This window comes from Kitasatospora sp. NE20-6 (genome assembly GCF_045862635.1).
Map to the genome: position 1 here is coordinate 75,891 of NZ_BPRL01000006.1, position 19,620 is coordinate 95,510.

The following is a 19,620-nucleotide window of genomic DNA, read 5'->3' on the forward strand; positions in this document are numbered from 1 at the left end:
GGTGGCTGACCTCGGACGATGCCTGCAGGCTTACCTTGTGCGACGCGACAGGGCCCTGTATGGCTATGCTGCGGCCCGCGTGACGTTTCACACACGGGCCCGGCCGCCCGCCTGGCCTAGACCTGGCCCGGGCGCCGCCCGCCCTCGGAATCCATTCCGGCGGTCGGCTGTGCGGGTTGGATTCGCAGGCGGCCCCGGACGGTGCAGGTGGACAGGGCGTTTCGGCTCTGTTTCACCCCGCGGCAGGTTGGGCACACTGGTGGAAGCGCGCGGTCGGGCCGCCACTCCGTTGGGCTGCCCCTACCGGTCGGTAACCGCCGCTGACCTGCGGGTTGCGTCCGCCATGTGGACGCCGTGTTCCACTTCCCGGGATATTCGGCATCATGTAACCTGCACGAAATCGCATGAGGGCCAACGTCGTCCCTATTGCACTACGCAACTTGCCAATGACGACGACGGGAGAGCCGATGCTGTCTGCATCCATGCACTCCGCCAACGAGCCCGCGCAGGCCAACCGCCCGTATGCGCTCGTTCCGGATGCGCGACCTGCTGCTCAGGGCCTGTACGACCCGCGGAACGAGCACGACGCCTGCGGCGTCGGCTTCGTCGCCACGCTGACCGGCATCGCCGACCACACCGTCGTCGACCAGGCGCTCACCGTCCTGCGCAACCTGGAGCACCGAGGCGCCACCGGCGCCGAGCCGGACTCCGGTGACGGCGCGGGCATCCTCACCCAGATCCCGGACGCCTTCCTGCGTTCGAAGGTCTCCTTCGACCTCCCGGCCGCCGGCTCGTACGCGGTCGGCATCGCCTTCCTCCCCGACGAGGACGCCGCCGACGCCGCCGCGGTTGCGGCCGTCGAGACGATCGCCGCCGAAGAGGGCCTCACCGTCCTCGGCTGGCGCGACGTCCCGGTCACCCCGGACCTGCTGGGCGCCACCGCCCGCTCCGTCATGCCGCGCTTCCGTCAGGTGTTCCTCGCCGACGGCAACCGCAGCGGCATCACGCTCGACCGCGTCGCGTTCGTCGTCCGCAAGCGCGCCGAGCGCCAGGCGGGCGTGTACTTCCCGTCGCTCTCCGCCCGCACCATCGTGTACAAGGGCATGCTGACCACCGGCCAGCTGGAGCCCTTCTTCCCCGACCTGTCGGACCGGCTCTACGCCTCCGCCATCGGCCTGGTGCACTCGCGGTTCTCGACCAACACCTTCCCGAGCTGGCCGCTCGCACACCCCTACCGTTTCGTCGCGCACAACGGCGAGATCAACACGGTCAAGGGCAACCGCAACTGGATGACCGCCCGCGAGTCGCAGCTCGCCACCGACCTCATCCCCGGCGACCTCGACCGGATCTTCCCGATCTGCACCCCGGACCACTCCGACTCCGCGTCGTTCGACGAGGTCCTGGAGCTGCTCCACCTCGGCGGCCGCTCGCTGCCGCACTCGGTGCTGATGATGATCCCGGAGGCGTGGGAGAACCACGCCACCATGGAGCCCGCCCGCCGCGCGTTCTACCAGTACCACTCCAACCTGATGGAGCCCTGGGACGGCCCGGCCTGCGTCACCTTCACCGACGGCACCCAGATCGGCGCGGTCCTCGACCGCAATGGCCTGCGCCCCGCCCGGTACTGGATCACCGAGGACGGCCTCGTCGTCCTCTCCTCCGAGGTCGGCGTGCTCGACATCGACCAGGAGAAGATCACCCGCAAGGGCCGTCTGCAGCCCGGCAAGATGTTCCTCGTCGACACCGCCGAGGGCCGCATCGTCGAGGACGAGGAGATCAAGTCCTCCCTCGCCGGCGAGCACCCCTACGAGGAGTGGATCGCCGCCGGGCAGATCCAGCTCGCCCAGCTCCCCGAGCGCGAGCACATCGCCCACACCCACGCCTCCGTCACCCGCCGCCAGCAGACCTTCGGCTACACCGAGGAGGAGCTGCGCGTCATCCTGGCGCCGATGGCGAAGACCGGCGGCGAGGCCCTCGGCTCGATGGGCACCGACAGCCCGATCGCCGCGCTCTCCGAGAAGCCGCGCCTGCTGTTCGACTACTTCGTGCAGCTCTTCGCGCAGGTCACCAACCCGCCGCTGGACGCCATCCGCGAGGAGCTCGTCACCTCGCTGCTGAGCAACCTCGGCCCCGAGGGCAACCTGCTCGACGCCGCGCCGTCGCACTGCCGCTCCGTCGGCATCACCTTCCCGGTGATCGACAACGACGAGCTGGCCAAGCTCATCCACATCAACGCCGACGGCGACCAGAACGGCCTCAAGGCCGTCACGCTGTCCGGCCTGTACAAGGTGTCGACCGGCGGCCAGGGCCTCGCGGCCCGCCTCGCCGAGATCGCCGCCGAGACGGACGCCGCGATCGCCGACGGCGCCCGCATCATCGTCCTCTCCGACCGCCACTCGGACGCCGAGCACGCGCCGATCCCGTCGCTGCTGCTCACCTCCGCGGTCCACCACCACCTGATCCGCACCAAGCAGCGCACCCAGGTGTCCCTGGTCGTCGAGGCCGGCGACGTCCGCGAGGTGCACCACGTCGCCCTGCTGATCGGCTACGGCGCCGGCGCGGTCAACCCGTACCTGGCGATGGAGTCCGTCGAGGACCTCGTCGCGCAGGCCGTCTTCATCGAGGGCATCGAGGCCGAGAAGGCCATCAAGAACCTGATCAAGGCGCTCGGCAAGGGCGTGCTCAAGGTCATGTCGAAGATGGGCATCTCCACCGTGGCCTCGTACCGCGGCGCCCAGGTCTTCGAGGCGATCGGCCTCTCCCAGGGCCTCGTCGACTCGTACTTCGCGGGCACCACCACCAAGCTCGGCGGCATCGGCCTGGACGAGATCGCCAAGGAGGTGGCCGCCCGCCACGCCAAGGCGTACCCGGCCTCCGGCATCCCCGCCGCGCACCGCGCGCTGGAGATCGGCGGCGAGTACCAGTGGCGCCGCGAGGGCGAGCCGCACCTGTTCGACCCGGACACGGTGTTCCGCCTGCAGCACTCCACGCGCAACCGGCGCTACGACATCTTCAAGCAGTACACCGACCGCGTGAACGAGCAGTCCGAGCGCCTGATGACGCTCCGCGGCCTGTTCAAGCTCGACGGCAAGGGCCGCGCCCCGATCTCCGTCGACGAGGTCGAGCCGATCTCCGCGATCGTCAAGCGCTTCTCCACCGGCGCCATGTCGTACGGCTCCATCTCGATGGAGGCGCACGAGACCCTCGCCATCGCGATGAACCGCCTCGGCGGCAAGTCGAACACCGGTGAGGGCGGCGAGGACCCGGAGCGCCTGTACGACCCGGAGCGCCGCTCCGCGATCAAGCAGGTCGCCTCCGGCCGCTTCGGCGTCACCAGCGAGTACCTGGTCAACGCGGACGACATCCAGATCAAGATGGCCCAGGGCGCCAAGCCCGGCGAGGGCGGCCAGCTGCCCGGCCACAAGGTCTACCCGTGGGTCGCCCGCACCCGGCACTCCACCCCGGGCGTCGGCCTGATCTCCCCGCCGCCGCACCACGACATCTACTCCATCGAGGACCTGGCTCAGCTGATCCACGACCTCAAGAACGCCAACCCGAAGGCCCGCATCCACGTGAAGCTGGTCTCCGAGGTCGGCGTGGGCACCGTCGCCGCGGGCGTCTCCAAGGCGCACGCCGACGTGGTGCTCGTCTCCGGCCACGACGGCGGCACCGGAGCCTCCCCGCTCACCTCGCTCAAGCACGCGGGCGGCCCCTGGGAGCTCGGCCTCGCCGAGACCCAGCAGACCCTGCTGCTGAACGGCCTGCGCGACCGCATCGTCGTCCAGACCGACGGCCAGCTGAAGACCGGCCGCGACGTCGTCATCGCCGCCCTGCTGGGCGCCGAGGAGTTCGGCTTCGCGACCGCCCCGCTCGTCGTCTCCGGCTGCATCATGATGCGCGTCTGCCACCTCGACACCTGCCCGGTCGGCGTCGCCACCCAGAACCCGGTGCTCCGCGAGCGCTTCTCCGGCAAGCCGGAGTTCGTCGTGAACTTCTTCGAGTTCATCGCCGAGGAGGTCCGCGAGATCCTCGCCGAGCTGGGCTTCCGCTCCATCGAGGAGGCCGTCGGCCACGCCGAGCACATCGACGCGGCCGCCGCCATCGACCACTGGAAGGCCGCCGGCCTCGACCTGGCGCCGCTCTTCCACGTGCCCGAGCTCCCCGAGGGCGCGGCCCTGCACAACACCACCGTGCAGGACCACTCGCTCGACAAGGCCCTCGACAACCAGCTCATCGAGCTCGCCGAGGACGCCCTGCAGCGCGGCGAGGCCGTCCGCATCCAGCTGCCGATCCGCAACGTCAACCGCACGGTCGGCACCATGCTCGGCCACGAGGTGACCAAGCGGTACCGCGGCGCGGGCCTGCCCGAAGGCACCATCGACGTGACCTTCACCGGCTCCGCCGGCCAGTCGTTCGGCGCCTTCGTGCCCACCGGCGTCACCCTGCGCCTGGAGGGCGACGCCAACGACTACGTCGGCAAGGGCCTCTCCGGCGGCGTCGTCATCGTCCGCCCGGCCCGCGACGCCGCGGCCATCGGCGCCGACGCCCAGAACCACGTCATCGCCGGCAACACCATCGGTTACGGTGCCACCTCGGGCCGTATCCACCTGCGCGGCAAGGCCGGCGAGCGCTTCGCCGTCCGCAACTCCGGCGCTACCCTGGTCGTGGAGGGCGTGGGCGACCACGGTCTTGAGTACATGACCGGCGGCCGGGTCGTCGTCCTCGGCGAGACCGGGCGGAACCTCGCCGCGGGCATGTCCGGCGGCATCGCGTACGTCCTCGACCTGCGCCCGGCCAATGTCAACGGCGGCATGGTCGGCATCGAGGCCCCCGACGCCAAGGACCGCGAATGGCTGCGCGAGACCGTGCAGCAGCACTACGAGGAGACCGGCTCCACCGTGGCCGCCGAGCTCCTGGCCGACTGGGGCGGCGGGGTCTCCCGCTTCTCCAAGATCATGCCCACCGACTACAAGGCTGTGCTCGCCGCCAAGGATGCCGCTGAGCGCGACGGGCTCTCCGAGTCCGAGACCACTCGCAAGATGATGGAGGCGGCACATGGCTGACCCGAAGGGCTTCCTGACCACCCCGAAGCAGCTGGCCGAGCGCCGCCCCGTCGACGTGCGTCTGCGGGACTGGAACGAGGTCTACGTCGAGCGCAGCCTCCTGCCGATCATCACCAAGCAGGCCGGCCGCTGCATGGACTGCGGCATCCCGTTCTGCCACAACGGCTGCCCCCTCGGGAACCTCATCCCCGAGTGGAACGACCTCGCGTACCGGGACGACTGGGCCGGCGCCATCGAGCGCCTGCACGCCACCAACAACTTCCCGGAGTTCACCGGCCGCCTCTGCCCGGCGCCCTGCGAGTCGGCGTGCGTCCTCGGCATCAACCAGGACGCGGTGACCATCAAGAACGTCGAGGTCACCATCATCGACAAGGCCTGGGACCGCGGCGGCGTCGCCGCCCAGGTCCCGGAGCGCCTGTCCGGCAAGACCGTCGCCGTCGTCGGCTCCGGCCCGGCCGGCCTCGCCGCCGCCCAGCAGCTCACCCGGGCCGGCCACACCGTGGTCGTGTACGAGCGCGCCGACCGCATCGGCGGCCTGCTGCGCTACGGCATCCCCGAGTTCAAGATGGAGAAGCGCCACATCAACCGCCGCATCGAGCAGATGCGCGCGGAAGGCACCCGGTTCCGCACCGGTGTCGAGGCGGGCGTCGACATCTCCGGCCAGCAGCTGCGCGACCGCTTCGACGCCGTCGTCATCGCAGCCGGCGCCACCACCGCCCGCGACCTCCCCGTCCCCGGGCGGGAGTTCAAGGGCGTGTACCAGGCCATGGAGTACCTGCCCCTGGCCAACAAGGTGCAGGAGGGCGACTTCGTCGACTCGCCGATCAGCGCCAAGGGCAAGCACGTGGTCGTCATCGGCGGCGGCGACACCGGCGCGGACTGCGTCGGCACCGCCCACCGCCAGGGCGCGGCCTCGGTCACCCAGCTGGAGATCATGCCGCGGCCCACCGAGGACCGCCCCGGCCACCAGCCCTGGCCGACCATGCCGATGACCTACAAGGTCACCTCCGCGCACGAGGAGGGCGGTGAGCGGGTCTACTCCGTCAACACCACCCACTTCACCGGCGACGAGGACGGCAACGTCCAGGAACTCCACCTCGTCGAGGTCGAGTTCAAGGACGGCAGGTTCGTGCCGGTGCCCGGCACCGAGCGCGCCCTCCCGGCCCAGCTCGTCACCCTGGCCATGGGCTTCACCGGCACCGACGTCCGCAACGGCCTCGTCGAGCAGCTCGGCGTCGACCTGGACAACCGCGGCAACGTCGCCCGCGACGGCAAGTTCGGCACCAACGTGGACGGCGTGTACGTCTGCGGCGACGCCGGCCGCGGCCAGTCCCTGATCGTCTGGGCCATCGCCGAAGGCCGCTCGGCCGCGGCCGCGGTCGACACCTACCTGGGCGGCAAGACCCCGCTGCCCGCCCCGATCCGTCCGACCGACCGCCCCCTGGTGGTCTGACGACAGGTCACACCCTCACCTGAACCGCCGGGCCGCACCCGGCTGCTCCACACCGCGACCCGCCAGAGCCGCCGGGCCCATGCGGTACGACGCCTGCCCCCTCCCCGACCAAGTTGGGGGCAGGCGTCGTTGTGCTGTGCTGCTGTGTCGTCGCCCGCTCGCCTCCGGGCGCTCGTGGTGCTGTGTCGTCGCCCGCTCGCCTCCGGGCGCTCGTGATCCGGTGCCGGCGTTCGTCGCTCCGGCGCTTCCTCCTGCGTCGGTCGCTGGTCGCTCCTCTCTTCCGGCACCGGCGCGCCCTTCGGCTCGGGGCGGGTGTCCCCCTGTATCGGTGCGCGGTGCGCGACGGAGCCGTTCCCCGTCCGAGGTTTCGCGGAGCCGGAAGCGGGTATTCCTGGCAATCGACTGGGAGCGGGCTGATCGCCCTTCCGACTGTCGGACCCGGGTGGCAGACTGCCGCCGACGGGCAACTGCCCTACGGGACACGGAGGTCGGCGCGATGAGCATGCTCCACACGGGCGGCGGGGTCACCGCCCACAGGCTGCTCCTGGGATCGCAGCTACGACGGCTCCGCGAGGCCCGCGGCGTCTCCCGGGAGGACGCCGGCTACTCGATCCGCGCCTCCGAGTCGAAGATCAGCCGCATGGAGCTGGGCCGGGTCGGCTTCAAGGAGCGCGACGTCGCCGACCTCCTCACCCTCTACGGCCTGGAGCAGGGCGATGAGCGCAACACCCTGCTCGGCCTGATCGCCGAAGCCAACGCCGTGTCCTGGTGGCACGGTTACGAGGACGTCGTACCGACCTGGTTCCAGACCTACCTCGGGCTGGAGGAGGCCGCCTCCACCATCGCCAGCTACGAGATCCAGTACGTGCCCGGGCTGTTGCAGACCGAGGCCTACGCCCGCGCCGTCGTCCTGCTCGGACGCCACAACGCGGAGCCGGAGGAGGTCGACCGCCGGGTCGCCGTGCGGATGCGCCGCCAGCAGGTGCTGGCCTCCCGCCGGGCGCCCGCCCTGCACGCCGTGCTCGACGAGGCCGCGCTGCGCCGCCCCTGCGGCGGACCGGACGTCATGCGCGGCCAGTTGGGGCACCTGATCGAGGCGGCCGGGCGGCCGGGCGTCCGGCTGCAGGTGGTGCCGCTCGGTACGGACCTCCCGGGTGCCGAGGCGGGGGCGTTCTCCGTGCTGGGCTTCGCCGAGGCCGAACTCCCGGACGTGGTCTACCTGGAGCAGTTCACCAGCGCGCTCTACCTCGACCGGCCCGCCGAGGTCGCGGAGTACGCGGCCGCCCTGCAGCGGCTCAGCGAGGCGAGCCTCTCCCCGGAGCGTTCGCTCGCTCTTCTCCGGACCGTTCACGAAGAGATCTGATCCGCAATCAGTAGAATGAGCTTTCGTCAGATCCGTTCGCGCGGACGGAACTCATCGAAAGGCAGCGGATGTCTCACTTCACGGAACTGTCGCAGCAGTACATCGACGGCCGGTGGCGCCCCGGCAGCGGCTCGTGGGACATCGTCGACATCAACCCGTACGACGGCGAGAAGCTGGCCTCCATCACCGTGGCCACGGCCGGCGAGGTCGACGAGGCGTACCGGGCGGCCGCCCTCGCACAGCGCGCCTGGGCGAAGATCAACCCCTACACCCGGCGCCTGGTCTTCGAGCGGGCCCTGCGGATCCTGGAGGACCGCGAGCAGGAGATCACCGCGACGATCATCGCCGAACTCGGCGGCACCCGCCTCAAGGCCGGGTTCGAGATATCGCTCGCCAAGGACATGCTCCGCGAGTGCATGCAGCTCTCCCTGCGCGCCGAGGGCCGCATCCTGCCCTCCCCGGTGGACGGCAAGGAGAACCGCCTCTACCGGCTCCCGGTCGGCGTCGTCGGCGTCATCAGCCCGTTCAACTTCCCGCTGTTCCTCTCGCTGAAGGCCGTCGCCCCCGCCCTCGCCCTCGGCAACGGCGTGGTGCTCAAGCCCCACCAGGACGCGCCGATCACCGGCGGCACCCTGATCGCGAAGATCTTCGAGGAGGCGGGCCTGCCCGCCGGCCTGTTCAACGTCGTGCTCACCGACATCGCCGAGATCGGCGACGCCTTCATCGAGCACCCGGTGCCCAAGGTCATCGCCTTCACCGGCTCCGACCAGGTCGGCCGGCACGTCGCCACCGTCGCCGCGAGCCACTTCAAGCGCACCGTGCTCGAACTCGGCGGCAACAGCGCGCTGATCGTCCTCGACGACGCCGACCTCGACTACGCCGTCGACGCCGCCGTCTTCAGCCGTTTCGCCCACCAGGGCCAGGTCTGCATGGCCGCCAACCGCGTGCTCGTCGACCGTTCCGTCATCGACGAGTTCACCGCGAAGTTCGTGGCCAAGATCCGCACCCTGACCGTCGGCGACCCGCAGGACCCGGCCACCGACATCGGCCCGCTCATCAACACCGCCCAGGCCGACTCCATCACCGCGCAGGTCGACCAGGCCGTCACCGAGGGCGCCGAGGTGCTGCTCCGCGGCTCCACCGTCGGCACCCTCATGGACCCGGTCGTCCTGGCCGGCGTGCCGCACGACGCCACGATCCTGCGCCGCGAGATCTTCGGCCCGGTCGTCGTCGTCCTGCCCTTCGACGGCGACGACGAGGCCGTCACGATCGCCAACGACACGCCGTTCGGCCTCAGCGGCGCCGTCCACACCGGCAGCATCGAGCGCGGCGTCGCACTCGCGCAGCGCATCGAGACCGGCATGATCCACATCAACGACGGCACCATCGCCGACGAGCCGATCGTGCCCTTCGGCGGCGAGAAGAACTCCGGCGTCGGCCGCCTCAACGGCGAGGCCACCGTGGAGGCCTTCACCACCGTCAAGTGGATCTCGATCCAGCACGGGCGCACCCGCTTCCCGTTCTGACCGGCCACCGCGCCGCACCGGCCCGGCCGCGCCCCCGCCACGGGGCCCGGCCGGGCCGCCGCACAACCCCTGGGACAACCCGGGGGCAGCCTCGGGACAACCCCTGGGACAACCCCCGGGACAGCCTCCGCGGGGACGGCACGGACACGGACGGCACAGCCGCGTACGGTGGGACACGGAGGACCGGGACACGGACGAGGGAGCCACGTGCACGGGACAGGGCCGACGGAACCCGCCACGACGGAGACCGACCTCGCACTCCCCGACGGCCGCACCCTCCACGCCTACGACACCGCCCCCGGCGACCCCGGCCGCCTCGCCGTCGTCTGGCACCACGGCACCCCCAACACCGGCGCACCCCCGGGGCCGCTCCTCGCCGCCGCCGACCGCCTCGGCCTGCGCTGGGTCTCCTACGACCGCCCCGGCTACGGCGGCTCCACCCCGCACCCCGGACGCGACATCGCCTCCGCCGCGGCCGACACCGCCGCCGTCACCGCCGCCCTCGGCATCGACCGGTTCGCCGTCATGGGGCACTCCGGCGGCGCGCCGCACGCGCTCGCCTGCGCCGCCCTCCTCCGCGGCCGCGTCCTCGCCGCCGTGTCCTCCGCGGGCCTCGCACCGTACGGCGCCCCCGGTCTCGACTGGTACGCCGGCATGACCGCCTCCGGTGTCGCCTCGCTGCGCTCCGCCGCCGCGGGACGCGCCGCCAAGGAGGCCCACGAGTCCTCCGGTGCCCTCTACGACCCGGAGTTCACCCCCGCGGACCTCGCCGCGCTCCACGGCGCCTGGGCGTGGTTCGACGAGGTCGTCGGCCCCGCCGTCGCCGCCGGTCCCGCCGCCCTGATCGACGACGACCTCGCGTACACCGCCCCCTGGGGGTTCGACCCCGCCGACGTCCGCTGCCCCGTCCTCCTCCTGCACGGCGAGCGCGACCGCATCGTGCCCGCCGCCCACAGCCGCTGGCTCGCCCGCCGGCTGCCCTCCGCCGAACTCCGCACCACCCCCGGCGACGGCCACATCTCGGTGCTCGGCAACGCCGGGGACGCGCTCACCTGGCTCCGCGACCGCACCACCGGCTGACCCGGGGAAGCCCGGGCGCCTCACCGGCCCGCAGCTTCACCCGCCCGCGGCCCGCAATCGGCGGCCCGCAACCGGCTGGCCTCACGCGACAGGCCTCACGCGGCAGGCCGGCCGAGCCGGAACACCTCCAGTTCCGTGCCGTACCAGCGGTCCGACCGGCCCAGCGACACCATCCCCAGCCGCCGGCACACTGCCGCCGACGGCCCGTTGTCCGGCCGCACCACGGCGTGGATCTCCGCCAGGCCGTCCGCGAAACCCTTCGCCACCACGGCCTCCGCGGCCTCGGTGGCGAAGCCGTTGCCCCACGCGTCCGGATGGAAGTGCCAGCCGACCTCCACCTCGCCGTCCCCGTCCGGCAGCGGCACCAGCAGCACCGACCCCGCCACCACCCCCGTGTCCAGCCGCTCCACCGCCCACACGCCGAACCGCGGATCCGCCGACCGCCCCCGGAACCGCTCGACCATCGCCGCGGCCTCCGCCTCGTCCGCGAGCACCCGCGGCGCCGCACCCAGCCACCGGGCCACCTCCCACCGCCGGTACAGGTCGAAGGCGCGCGCCACGTCGCCCGCCTCCCACTGCCGCAGCACCAGCCGCCCGGTCCGCCACATCCCAGCCTCCCCACGCCGTCGCAACGCCCCGATCCTGCCCCCGGCCCCGCCCCGGGCGCTACCGCCCGCCCGGACCGCCCTGCGAGGGCCCGCCGGGGCCCTCCCGCGGCAGCTCGGGAGCCCCCGTCCACAGATCGAGCACCACCCGGCCGCCCAGCGGGCGCTCCAGCCGGAAGTCCACCGGCGACATCCGCAGCGCCGCGTCGCACGCCGTCCCCGGCCCCGCCGTCGGCCGCGCCAGGGCGATCAGCACCACCGCCGCATCCGTCTCGTACGCCTCGGCCCGCTCCGGCCGCTCGCACGAGCCGTGGCCCACCGACGCCGTCAGCGTCCGCCCGTCCGCCGACACGGCGGGCCCCACGGCCCGCAGCACCCCCTCCAGGTCCCGGGACGCCTGCGGCACCTCCGGGGGCGGCAGCTGCCCCTCCACCGCCGGATACACGAACGGCGCCGCATACCCGGCCACCACGAACTCCCACACCGGGATCTCCGCCCGCCCGCGGCTCGTCGCGACCTCCCGCGTGCCCGGCTGCGCGCCGGTCACCTCCAGCGGCCGCCCGCAGTCACCCCCGCAGGGCTTCCCGGCGGCCACCAGGCCCCGGAACACCGCATCCGCCGACCGCAGCGGCAGCGACAGCTCCGCGCCGTCCGCCCACCGCACCTGCGCCCGCCCCGACAGCGTCTGCGGCAGCCCGCCCGTCAGGACCAGCCGGCCCGCGGCGTACGCCTGCTTGTCCGCGTCGTCGTGGAACGCGTCCGCGGGCAGCCACTCCGGCGGCACGTCCAGCGGCGCGTAGCCCGTCCGCCACACCTGCTCCTGCGGCGACCCCGGCCAGGCCCGCGCCACCGCCGCCGCCCGCTCCCGGGCGGCCGCCTGCACCTCCGCGGGCGGTGCGCCACCGCCGCCCGCCGTACTGCCGCACCCCGCCGCCAGCACCGCCAGCAACGCCACCGCTCCCGCACGCCCGCGCATCGCACACCCCTGCCGCTCGTCCCACCGGACGGCACTGTGACGCAGCCGGGTGCCCCCGGGTTCCGCAGGCGCGGACGGCCCCCGCGGGCGAGACTGGTGAGCGGCCCACGCACCCGCGCGGCCGAGGAGGTGCCCGATGACCGAGTACGAGCTGACCTTCCCGCACCCCGGCCAGGACGCCGACGACCACGTGGTGGTGCACCCCACCGGCACCCTCGGCCCCGGCGGACACCCCGTCTACACCGACGACAGCGGCATCGTCCGCGCCGAGATCAGCGACCGCGACGAGGTCCGGATGCTCGCCACGGGCGGACGGCAGGAACTCACCCCGCCGTCCGCCGTGCACCGCCGCGGGTGACGCCGCCCGCCGGCGCCACCCGCGCCGCCGGCTAGAACACCGGCACACCCGCACGGACCAGCCGCCACGTCACGCCGCCGAACTCCGCCGGGTCGACGACACCCTTCGCCTTCACCCAGGCGATCATCGTGTTGCGGATCTCCTCCGAGTTCGACCACACCACCTTGGCGCCCGCGACGTGCGGGAAGTTGCCGCCGCCGCCCGCCCGGTAGTTGTTGACCGCCAGCACGAACTGCGCCGCCGGGTCCACCGGGGCACCCGCGTACGACAGCCCCGTGATCCGCGAACCGGCCGGCTGCGCGATGTCGATGTCGTACGAGACGCCGTACACCGAGTCGAAGTTGTAGTCCGGGGTGGACTGCGCGTTGGTCAGCGTCGCGAGGTCGACCGGCGCACCCGGCGCCAGCTGCGCGAAGTAGCGCGCCGAGAACTCCAGGTAGTCCTTGATCTGCGCACCCGTCAGGACGCGCGCCTCCAGGGTGTTCTCGTAGATGTACAGGCCCGCCGCGTCGCGCAGCCGCACGTCACCCGCCGGGATCAGCGCGGTGCGGTTGAACGGCGCCGCCTGCGCCAGCACCGGCAGCGCCGCGTACTCCGTCGACGCCAGCGCGGCCCGCACCGTGTCGGCCTGCACCCGGCCGATCAGGTCGATGATCGGCACGTCCTTGAACGGCGCCTCGGCGATGGAGAGTTCGGCCTTGCAGGTGCCGATCGTCTGGTTGACGTACGCCACGACCTTCTTGTGCTGCCCGGCGATCAGCTTCACGATCTTCGGGTCCTCCGGCACCGTGTTGGCGTTCAGCACCCGCGCCGCCACCGACGTCACCTGCCAGGCCCCGTGCGCGTACTCCACCTCGAAGTCGAAGCAGGTCAGCCGCTGGCCGTAGCAGAGCGGCTCGGAGAGCACGACGGTCTTCCCGGTCTCCGTGTTGACGACCAGCTGCTGCGGGATCTCCTTGTGGGCGTGCCCGACCAGCACCGCGTCGATGCCCGGCACCGTCTCGGCGAGCTGCCTGGAGACGTTCTCGCCCCACGGCAGCTGGTCGCCGTACGAGGTGGCACCGTCGACGCCGGAGTGCGAGGAGACGACCACCACGTCCGCACCGGCCGCACGCATCCGCGGCACGTACTTCTTCGCCGCCTCCACGATGCCCGGGAAGACCATCTGCCCGCTCACGTTGGCCTTGTCCCAGATCGCGATGCCCGGGTTGGTCAGACCCAGGATGCCGACCCGCAGCGGACGGCCGTGGCCGAGGTGCAGCGTCTTGACGACGAACGGGTCGAACGCCGGCTTCTCGTTCTTCGCGTACAGCGCGTTGGCGCCCAGCAGCGGGAAGTCGAGCTGCTCCTCGTACGCGCGCAGCAGCGGGATGCCGTAGTTGAACTCGTGGTTGCCGAGGGCCGCGGCGTCGTAGCCGATGGCGTTCATCGCGGCGGCCATCGGGTGGCGCGGCGGCCGCTCGGCGGTGATCGGCTCGACCCGGGCGTAGTAGTAACTCAGCTGCGTGCCCTGGATGGTGTCGCCGGAGTCGATCAGCAGGGTGCGGTGACAGCCCTTCTCGGCGCGGACCTGCTCGACGAGCGTGGAGATCTTCGCGAGGCCGACGTCGTTGTGCACCTTGTCGTCGTACTCGGCGTCCGTGAAGTAGTCCCAGTTGAGCACCCGGCCGTGGAGGTCGGTGGTGCCCATGACGGTGAACGCCTCCTTCCGTGGGGCCTTCCCGCGGGCGCCGTCCCCGTCCTGGGCCGCGGCGGCCGGGGAGGCCGCGGCGACCGGCACGGCGCCGGCCAGGGCGGCGCCGGCCGCGGTGGCGGCCGAGCGGGAGACGAAGTCACGGCGGTTCAGGGGCATGGACGACTCCAGCGTGGGGCGGGACGGACCGTCAACGGCGCAGCCGACGTTGACGCGCGTAGAGAAACGCGCGTAGAAGTCTGCCCGGAAAACGCCCCCGCCGACAGCCCCCGGACGTTTCCGGCAGGTGAGATGTCGGTGACCCCGGCATGGCGGACGCACCCCGGGGGCCGGCTCCGGGGCCTCCGTCAACCCGGGGCCCCGCGCTCACCCGGCAGGGTGCCGGCCCCCGTCCCGGGAGAGCGTTTGCGCAGGTCGGCGACGACCGCCGGGGGCGCCAACGCGGCCTCACAGCAAGCGAGGTCACGTTGTGTCAGTTTGTTAATCAAAACTTTCAGCAACTGCCGCAAGGGAGCCTGCCGGAACAGCGATGTTACGCCCCGGTAATGCCTACGCTCTGGAGGCATGCGCCGAGCAAAAATCGTCTGTACCCTCGGGCCCGCCGCCGACTCGTACGACCAGATCAAGGCCCTGGTCGAGGCCGGCATGGACATCGCCCGGTTCAACCTCAGCCACGGCTCCCAGCTCGAACACGAGGAGCGTTACCACCGCGTCCGCAAGGCCGCCGACGAGACGGGCCGCAGCGTCGGCGTCCTCGTCGACCTCCAAGGTCCGAAGATCCGCCTCGGCACCTTCGCCGACGGCCCCGTACTTCTTGAACGCGGCGACGAGTTCACCGTCACCGTCGACGAGGCCGAAGGCACCCGCGACCTCTGCAGCACCACCTACGCCGGCCTCGCCGCCGACGTCACCCCCGGCGAGCACATCCTCGTCGACGACGGCCGCGTCTGCCTGCAGGTCACCGGGGTCGACGGACCGAACGTCCGCACCACCGTGCTCGAAGGCGGCCTCGTCTCCGACCACAAGGGCCTCAACCTCCCCGGAATCTCCGTCTCCGTGCCCGCGCTGAGCGACAAGGACGTCGACGACCTGCGCTGGGCCCTCCGCCTCGGGGCCGACATCATCGCCCTCTCCTTCGTGCGCAGCGGCAAGGACGCCGACGACGTGCACCGCATCATGGAGGAGGAGGGCCGCCGGCTCCCCGTCATCGCCAAGGTCGAGAAGCCCCAGGCCGTCGACAACCTCGAATCCATCGTCGACGCCTTCGACGGCATCATGGTCGCCCGCGGCGACCTCGGCGTCGAGATGCCGATGGAGGACGTGCCGATCGTCCAGAAGCGCGCCGTCAAACTGGCCAAGCGCAACGCCAAGCCGGTCATCGTCGCCACCCAGATGCTCGACTCGATGATCCACGCCTCCCGGCCCACCCGCGCCGAGGCCTCCGACGTCGCCAACGCCGTCCTCGACGGCACCGACGCCGTCATGCTCTCCGGCGAGACCTCCGTCGGCAAGTACCCCGTCGAGACCGTGCGCACCATGGCCCGCATCATCGAGGCCGCCGAGAACGAGATCCTCGCCGACGGGCTCCCCCCGCTCACCGAGCGGAACAAGCCCCGCACCCAGGGCGGCGCCGTCGCCCGCGCCGCCGCCGAGATCGGCGACTTCCTCCACGCCAAGTACCTCATCGCCTTCACCCAGAGCGGCGACACGGCCCGGCGCCTCACCCGCTACCGCTCGCCCATCCCCGTGCTCGCCTTCACCTACGAACCCGCCGTGCGCAGCCAACTCGCCCTCACCTGGGGCGTGGAGACCTTCCTCGGCCCGTTCGTCCTCACCACCGACGAGATGGTCGCCCAGGTCGACGCCCACCTGCTGAGCCTCGGCCGCTGCGAGAAGGGCGACATCGTCGTCATCACCGCCGGATCGCCCCCCGGCCTCGCCGGCTCCACCAACCTCGTCCGCGTCCACCACGTCGGCGAACTCGACAACTGAGAAGGGGTGGTGACGGCGCATCGGGGAGCCGCGCCGTCACCACCCGGGCCACCGGGGCCCGCCGTCACCACTTCGGGCCGACGTGCGCGTCCATCAGCGCCACGGACGCCCGGCGGGCGACGGAGACGTCGAGGTCGCCGCTCCGGCGTTCGCGGACGCGCCACTCGACCCCGACCGTGTCGAGGGTTCCGGTGAGGAGGCCGACGATGTCGCGGGAGCCGTTGGTGAAGAAGTAGCGCGGGTAGGCGTTCTCCCGCGTGACGCCGTCGGCGCCCTGTCGGCGGACCCGGTTCACCGTGCGGCAGCCGTCGGAGTGGATCAGGCCCCGGACGAAGTGCCAGGGGGCCGCGGCCACCTCGCTCCGCTGCCAGCGGGCGAGGGCCACGGTGCGCAGGTGCTTGGGCCCGGCCCCGTGCTGCGGGAAGAGGCAGGGCCAGTGCTTGCTGCGGCTCACCACGCTGGTGCAGCCCGGCGCCCGGACCCGGTGCACGGTGCTTCCCGGGAGCACGGCCCGCACGGCCGCGGCGCACTCGTCGATCAGCCCCGGCCATGCGTCGGCGCAGGCGATGCGCAGGGCGTGGACGCCGCGGCGTTCCTCGCCCTGCGCATCGCCTGCGCCGAGGTAGAGGCCGAGGAGGTAGGAGTAACTGCCGGGCGGTGGTGCGGGATCCGGCCGGCCGTCGCGCAGGGGGCAGTCGGCGGTCATCCGCGGGCTCGGGTCGGGCCGCAGGGTCCAGGAGCGGAGGGTGGAGCGGGAGATGCCGGCCGCCCGGCTCACGGCGCTGACGGTCGCTCCGGTGCGGAGGAGGCCGAGTGCGGTGCGGCGGGTGTCGCTGTCGTACATGCGGCCGATCGTCCGCCGCGTCGGGGGGAATGGTCGGCCCGGACGAATTACTTACCCGAAGTGATGAAGATCTCCAACGGGTTCCCGACCTTCAAAGTAAAGGTAAGTGCCCCGAGTGGGATTCGAACCCACACTGAATGGTGTTTGAGACCATCGCCTCTGCCATTGGGCTACCGGAGCGACCAGCGAATCAAAGGTTGCCCCCGATATGCTGTGACTCAAACATACCGTGTCTAGGTAGGCTCGTGCATGCAGCACCCCGCCGGAACAAGGAGCCCCGTGAGCACCGCCGACGAGCAGCCCCAGCCGCTTGAGCTCGACCCGCCCCAGATCACCCGCATCGTCATCGCCGAGGACGAGGCCCTCATCCGCCTCGACCTGAAGGAGATGCTGGAGGAGGAGGGATACACCGTCGTCGGCGAGGCCGGGGACGGCGAGACGGCGGTGAAGCTCGTCGAGGAGCTCAAGCCCGACCTCGCCATCCTGGACGTCAAGATGCCCGTCCTCGACGGCCTGTCCGCCGCCGAGCGCATCCACGAGCAGCACCTGGCCCCGGTGCTCATGCTGACCGCCTTCTCGCAGCGCGAGCTGGTCGACCGGGCGCGGGACGCGGGCGCGATGGCGTACATCGTGAAGCCGTTCAGCAAGAGCGACCTCGTGCCGGCGATCGAGATGGCGGTCTCCCGCTACACCGAGATGCGCACGCTGGAGCAGGAGATCGCGGACCTCTCGCAGCGTCTGGAGACCCGCAAGCTGGTGGACCGCGCGAAGAGCGTGCTGCAGACGAAGTTCGGGCTGACGGAGCCGGCCGCGTTCCGCTGGATCCAGAAGACGTCGATGGACCGCCGGATGACGATGGCCGCCGTGGCCCACGCCGTCATCGAGGAGGGCGAGGCCCAGGACCGGAAGAAGCCCGAGTCCGAGGCCTGAACCCCGCACGCACGACCTGACCGCCCCCGCCGGAGTCTCCGGCGGGGGCGGTGCCGTTCCCGCCCGGCGTTGCTCCGCACGGGATGCCGCACCGCGTGAGACCTCCTGCCGGGTGGGGGCGTTCTGTACGGGTGACAGCAGAACGGTTCGTGGTCGTCGGGGGAGAGCGGGATGCGCGAGAGGCCGGACTTCGAGGAGTTCGCAGCCGGCAGGGCACGCAGGCTCTTCCAGATCGCCTACCTGATGTGCGGCGACCGGCACCAGGCGCAGGACCTGGTGCAGACGGCGCTCGGCAAGATGTACGCGGTCTGGGAGCGGCTGCAGTTCGACGGCGGGGACGCGGGGCTCGACGCCTACGCGCGGAAGGTGCTGCTGCGCACCTACCTGTCGCACCGGCGCCTGCGGCGGTCGTCGGAGCTCACGGTCGAGCGGGTGCCCGACGCCCCGTCGGACGGTGCGGCGGACGGCGGCGCGGGCCGCACGGAGCTGCGGCTGGTGCTGGTCGACGCGCTGGCGCAGCTGCCGCCCCGCAACCGGGCGGTGGTGGTGCTGCGGTACCTGGAGGACCACAGCGTGGAGGCGGTCGCGGAGATGCTCGGCACGTCCCCGGCGGGGGTGAAGAGCCTGACGACGCGTTCGCTGGCGAAGCTGCGGGAGCTGCTGGGCGACCGCGACCTGTTCCAGTCGAGTTGATGCCGGGGCCCGCCGGGCGGAAGCCGGACGGGTGCGGAGCGGTCCGGAGAGCGAGGGGTGCGAGGGTGGAGATCGAGGACGGGCTGGGGCGGCTGCTGGCGGACGGGGTGTCCGGACTCCGGCCGCCGGTGGGGGAGATGGTGCGGGAGGCGGGCCGGATCGGGCGGCGCCGTCGGCGGGTGCGCCGGCTGGTGACCGGGGGCGCGGCCGTGCTCGCGGTGGCGGTGGTGGCGGCGGGCTCGGCGGTGTGGCCGGACCGGTGGGGCGCCCCGCGGTCCGTGGCCGCGGGCCCGCCGTCCGTGGCCACGGTGTCCGGCGGCCCGTCCGGGTCTCCGGCGGCGGCGGACCCGCCGCGGGTGGACGCGACGTGGCCGGCCGTGCTGCAGGTGCTGTCGGACCTGCTGCCCCCGGGCGGTCGGTTCGTGGAGCTGGATCCGTACGCGACGTACGCGGCGAACGTGGACAGGGCGGCGGGGGTGGTCGTGGGGTACGAACGGAACTCGGCGCCGGTGTCGCTGAGCGTGCGGATGCTCCGGAACGTGGACCCTGCGGTCGTCGCCCGGGCGTGTGCGGCCTTCGGCGAGGAGGAGCAGAGGCGGAAGGACTGGGGGCCCCGCGGGGCGGGGGTGGAGGGGGCCGGGTGCCGTACCCGGCTCCTGGCGGACGGCAGCACGCTGCTCAGCGGGGTGACGCACACGACCGTGGGGGGGTTCTTCGAGGACGTGGTGCGGCTGTACCGGCCGAACGGCGAACTGGTGGAGCTGCGGGCGGGCAACGGCGTGGTCGGCGATGCGGTGGTGCCCCGGCCGCCGTTCGGACCGGTGTGGTGGGAGGAGGCGGTGCAGCGCCCGGAGTGGGCGTTCCGGGTGCCGCCGTCGACGGCGGCGGCCGGCGACCGGCTGGCGGTCACCGTGTCGCGGCAGCCGTGTCCGGACACCGCGCCGGCCTCGTCCTGCGTGCAGTGAGGGTGACCTCGACGGAAACGGTCCGCCCCGGAGCCTTGGTGGCTCCGGGGCGGACCGTTTCTGCAGCGGGACGGTGGGG

Annotated in this window: 14 protein-coding genes and 1 tRNA gene; 10 read left to right on the forward strand and 5 right to left on the reverse strand. The window is 72.4% G+C overall.

The annotated features are described in order from the left end of the window. The first annotated feature begins 482 nt into the window (after positions 1 to 482). From gltB to SNE206_RS07380, 5 genes are all read left to right on the forward strand, one after another. Entirely contained in the window at positions 483 to 5,063 is a 4,581-nt protein-coding gene (gene gltB / locus SNE206_RS07360) for a glutamate synthase large subunit (protein WP_407912720.1), read from the forward strand. Further along, on the forward strand, positions 5,056 to 6,516 hold the full coding sequence (locus SNE206_RS07365) for a glutamate synthase subunit beta (protein WP_407912552.1): 1,461 nt from the start codon (positions 5,056 to 5,058) through the stop codon (positions 6,514 to 6,516). Before gltB ends, SNE206_RS07365 begins: the two co-directional genes overlap by 8 nt. Before the next feature lie 496 nt (positions 6,517 to 7,012). After that, entirely contained in the window at positions 7,013 to 7,879 is an 867-nt protein-coding gene (locus SNE206_RS07370; protein ID WP_407912553.1) for a helix-turn-helix domain-containing protein, read from the forward strand. A 68-nt stretch (positions 7,880 to 7,947) separates the two neighbouring features. Beyond that, complete coding sequence (locus SNE206_RS07375) at positions 7,948 to 9,405, forward strand: aldehyde dehydrogenase family protein (RefSeq protein ID WP_407912554.1); 1,458 nt, start codon at positions 7,948 to 7,950, stop codon at positions 9,403 to 9,405. Positions 9,406 to 9,612: 207 nt separating this feature from the next. After that, positions 9,613 to 10,485 (forward strand): alpha/beta fold hydrolase, encoded by an 873-nt coding sequence (locus tag SNE206_RS07380; RefSeq protein WP_407912555.1) that lies wholly within the window; start codon positions 9,613 to 9,615, stop codon positions 10,483 to 10,485. A 95-nt stretch (positions 10,486 to 10,580) separates the two neighbouring features. On the opposite strand, the gene SNE206_RS07385 is transcribed toward SNE206_RS07380, so the two are convergent. After that, the gene (locus SNE206_RS07385) at positions 10,581 to 11,093 is read right to left on the reverse strand and encodes a GNAT family N-acetyltransferase (protein ID WP_407912556.1); all 513 of its coding nucleotides are present in this window, start codon (positions 11,091 to 11,093) and stop codon (positions 10,581 to 10,583) included. A 58-nt stretch (positions 11,094 to 11,151) separates the two neighbouring features. Beyond that, a complete protein-coding gene (locus tag SNE206_RS07390; RefSeq protein ID WP_407912557.1) occupies positions 11,152 to 12,066 on the reverse strand; it encodes a hypothetical protein in 915 nt (304 codons plus the stop codon). 136 nt (positions 12,067 to 12,202) lie between these two features. Here SNE206_RS07390 and SNE206_RS07395 point away from each other — a divergent pair, with 136 nt between their 5' ends. Beyond that, entirely contained in the window at positions 12,203 to 12,424 is a 222-nt protein-coding gene (locus SNE206_RS07395; RefSeq protein WP_407912558.1) for a DUF6296 family protein, read from the forward strand. Between the two features lie 31 nt (positions 12,425 to 12,455). On the opposite strand, the gene SNE206_RS07400 is transcribed toward SNE206_RS07395, so the two are convergent. Continuing rightward, positions 12,456 to 14,276, reverse strand: a complete 1,821-nt coding sequence (locus SNE206_RS07400; protein ID WP_407912559.1) for a bifunctional metallophosphatase/5'-nucleotidase — start codon at positions 14,274 to 14,276, stop codon at positions 12,456 to 12,458. Between the two features lie 405 nt (positions 14,277 to 14,681). Between SNE206_RS07400 and pyk the strand changes: the two genes are divergently transcribed. Continuing rightward, complete coding sequence (pyk, locus tag SNE206_RS07405; protein WP_407912560.1) at positions 14,682 to 16,109, forward strand: pyruvate kinase; 1,428 nt, start codon at positions 14,682 to 14,684, stop codon at positions 16,107 to 16,109. A 64-nt stretch (positions 16,110 to 16,173) separates the two neighbouring features. Here pyk and SNE206_RS07410 read toward each other — a convergent pair whose 3' ends face one another. Further along, positions 16,174 to 16,953, reverse strand: a complete 780-nt coding sequence (locus tag SNE206_RS07410; protein ID WP_407912561.1) for a transcriptional regulator — start codon at positions 16,951 to 16,953, stop codon at positions 16,174 to 16,176. A 107-nt stretch (positions 16,954 to 17,060) separates the two neighbouring features. After that, positions 17,061 to 17,133, reverse strand: a tRNA-Leu gene (locus SNE206_RS07415). A 99-nt stretch (positions 17,134 to 17,232) separates the two neighbouring features. Here SNE206_RS07415 and SNE206_RS07420 point away from each other — a divergent pair. From SNE206_RS07420 to SNE206_RS07430, 3 genes are all read left to right on the forward strand, one after another. Next, positions 17,233 to 17,883, forward strand: coding sequence for an ANTAR domain-containing response regulator (locus SNE206_RS07420; protein ID WP_407912562.1), 651 nt, complete (start codon positions 17,233 to 17,235; stop codon positions 17,881 to 17,883). Positions 17,884 to 18,054: 171 nt separating this feature from the next. Beyond that, positions 18,055 to 18,576: a SigE family RNA polymerase sigma factor gene (locus SNE206_RS07425; RefSeq protein ID WP_407912563.1), complete on the forward strand. Its 522-nt coding sequence runs from the start codon at positions 18,055 to 18,057 to the stop codon at positions 18,574 to 18,576. A gap of 65 nt (positions 18,577 to 18,641) precedes the next feature. Continuing rightward, positions 18,642 to 19,541 (forward strand): hypothetical protein, encoded by a 900-nt coding sequence (locus SNE206_RS07430; protein WP_407912564.1) that lies wholly within the window; start codon positions 18,642 to 18,644, stop codon positions 19,539 to 19,541. The last annotated feature ends 79 nt before the right edge of the window (positions 19,542 to 19,620 follow it).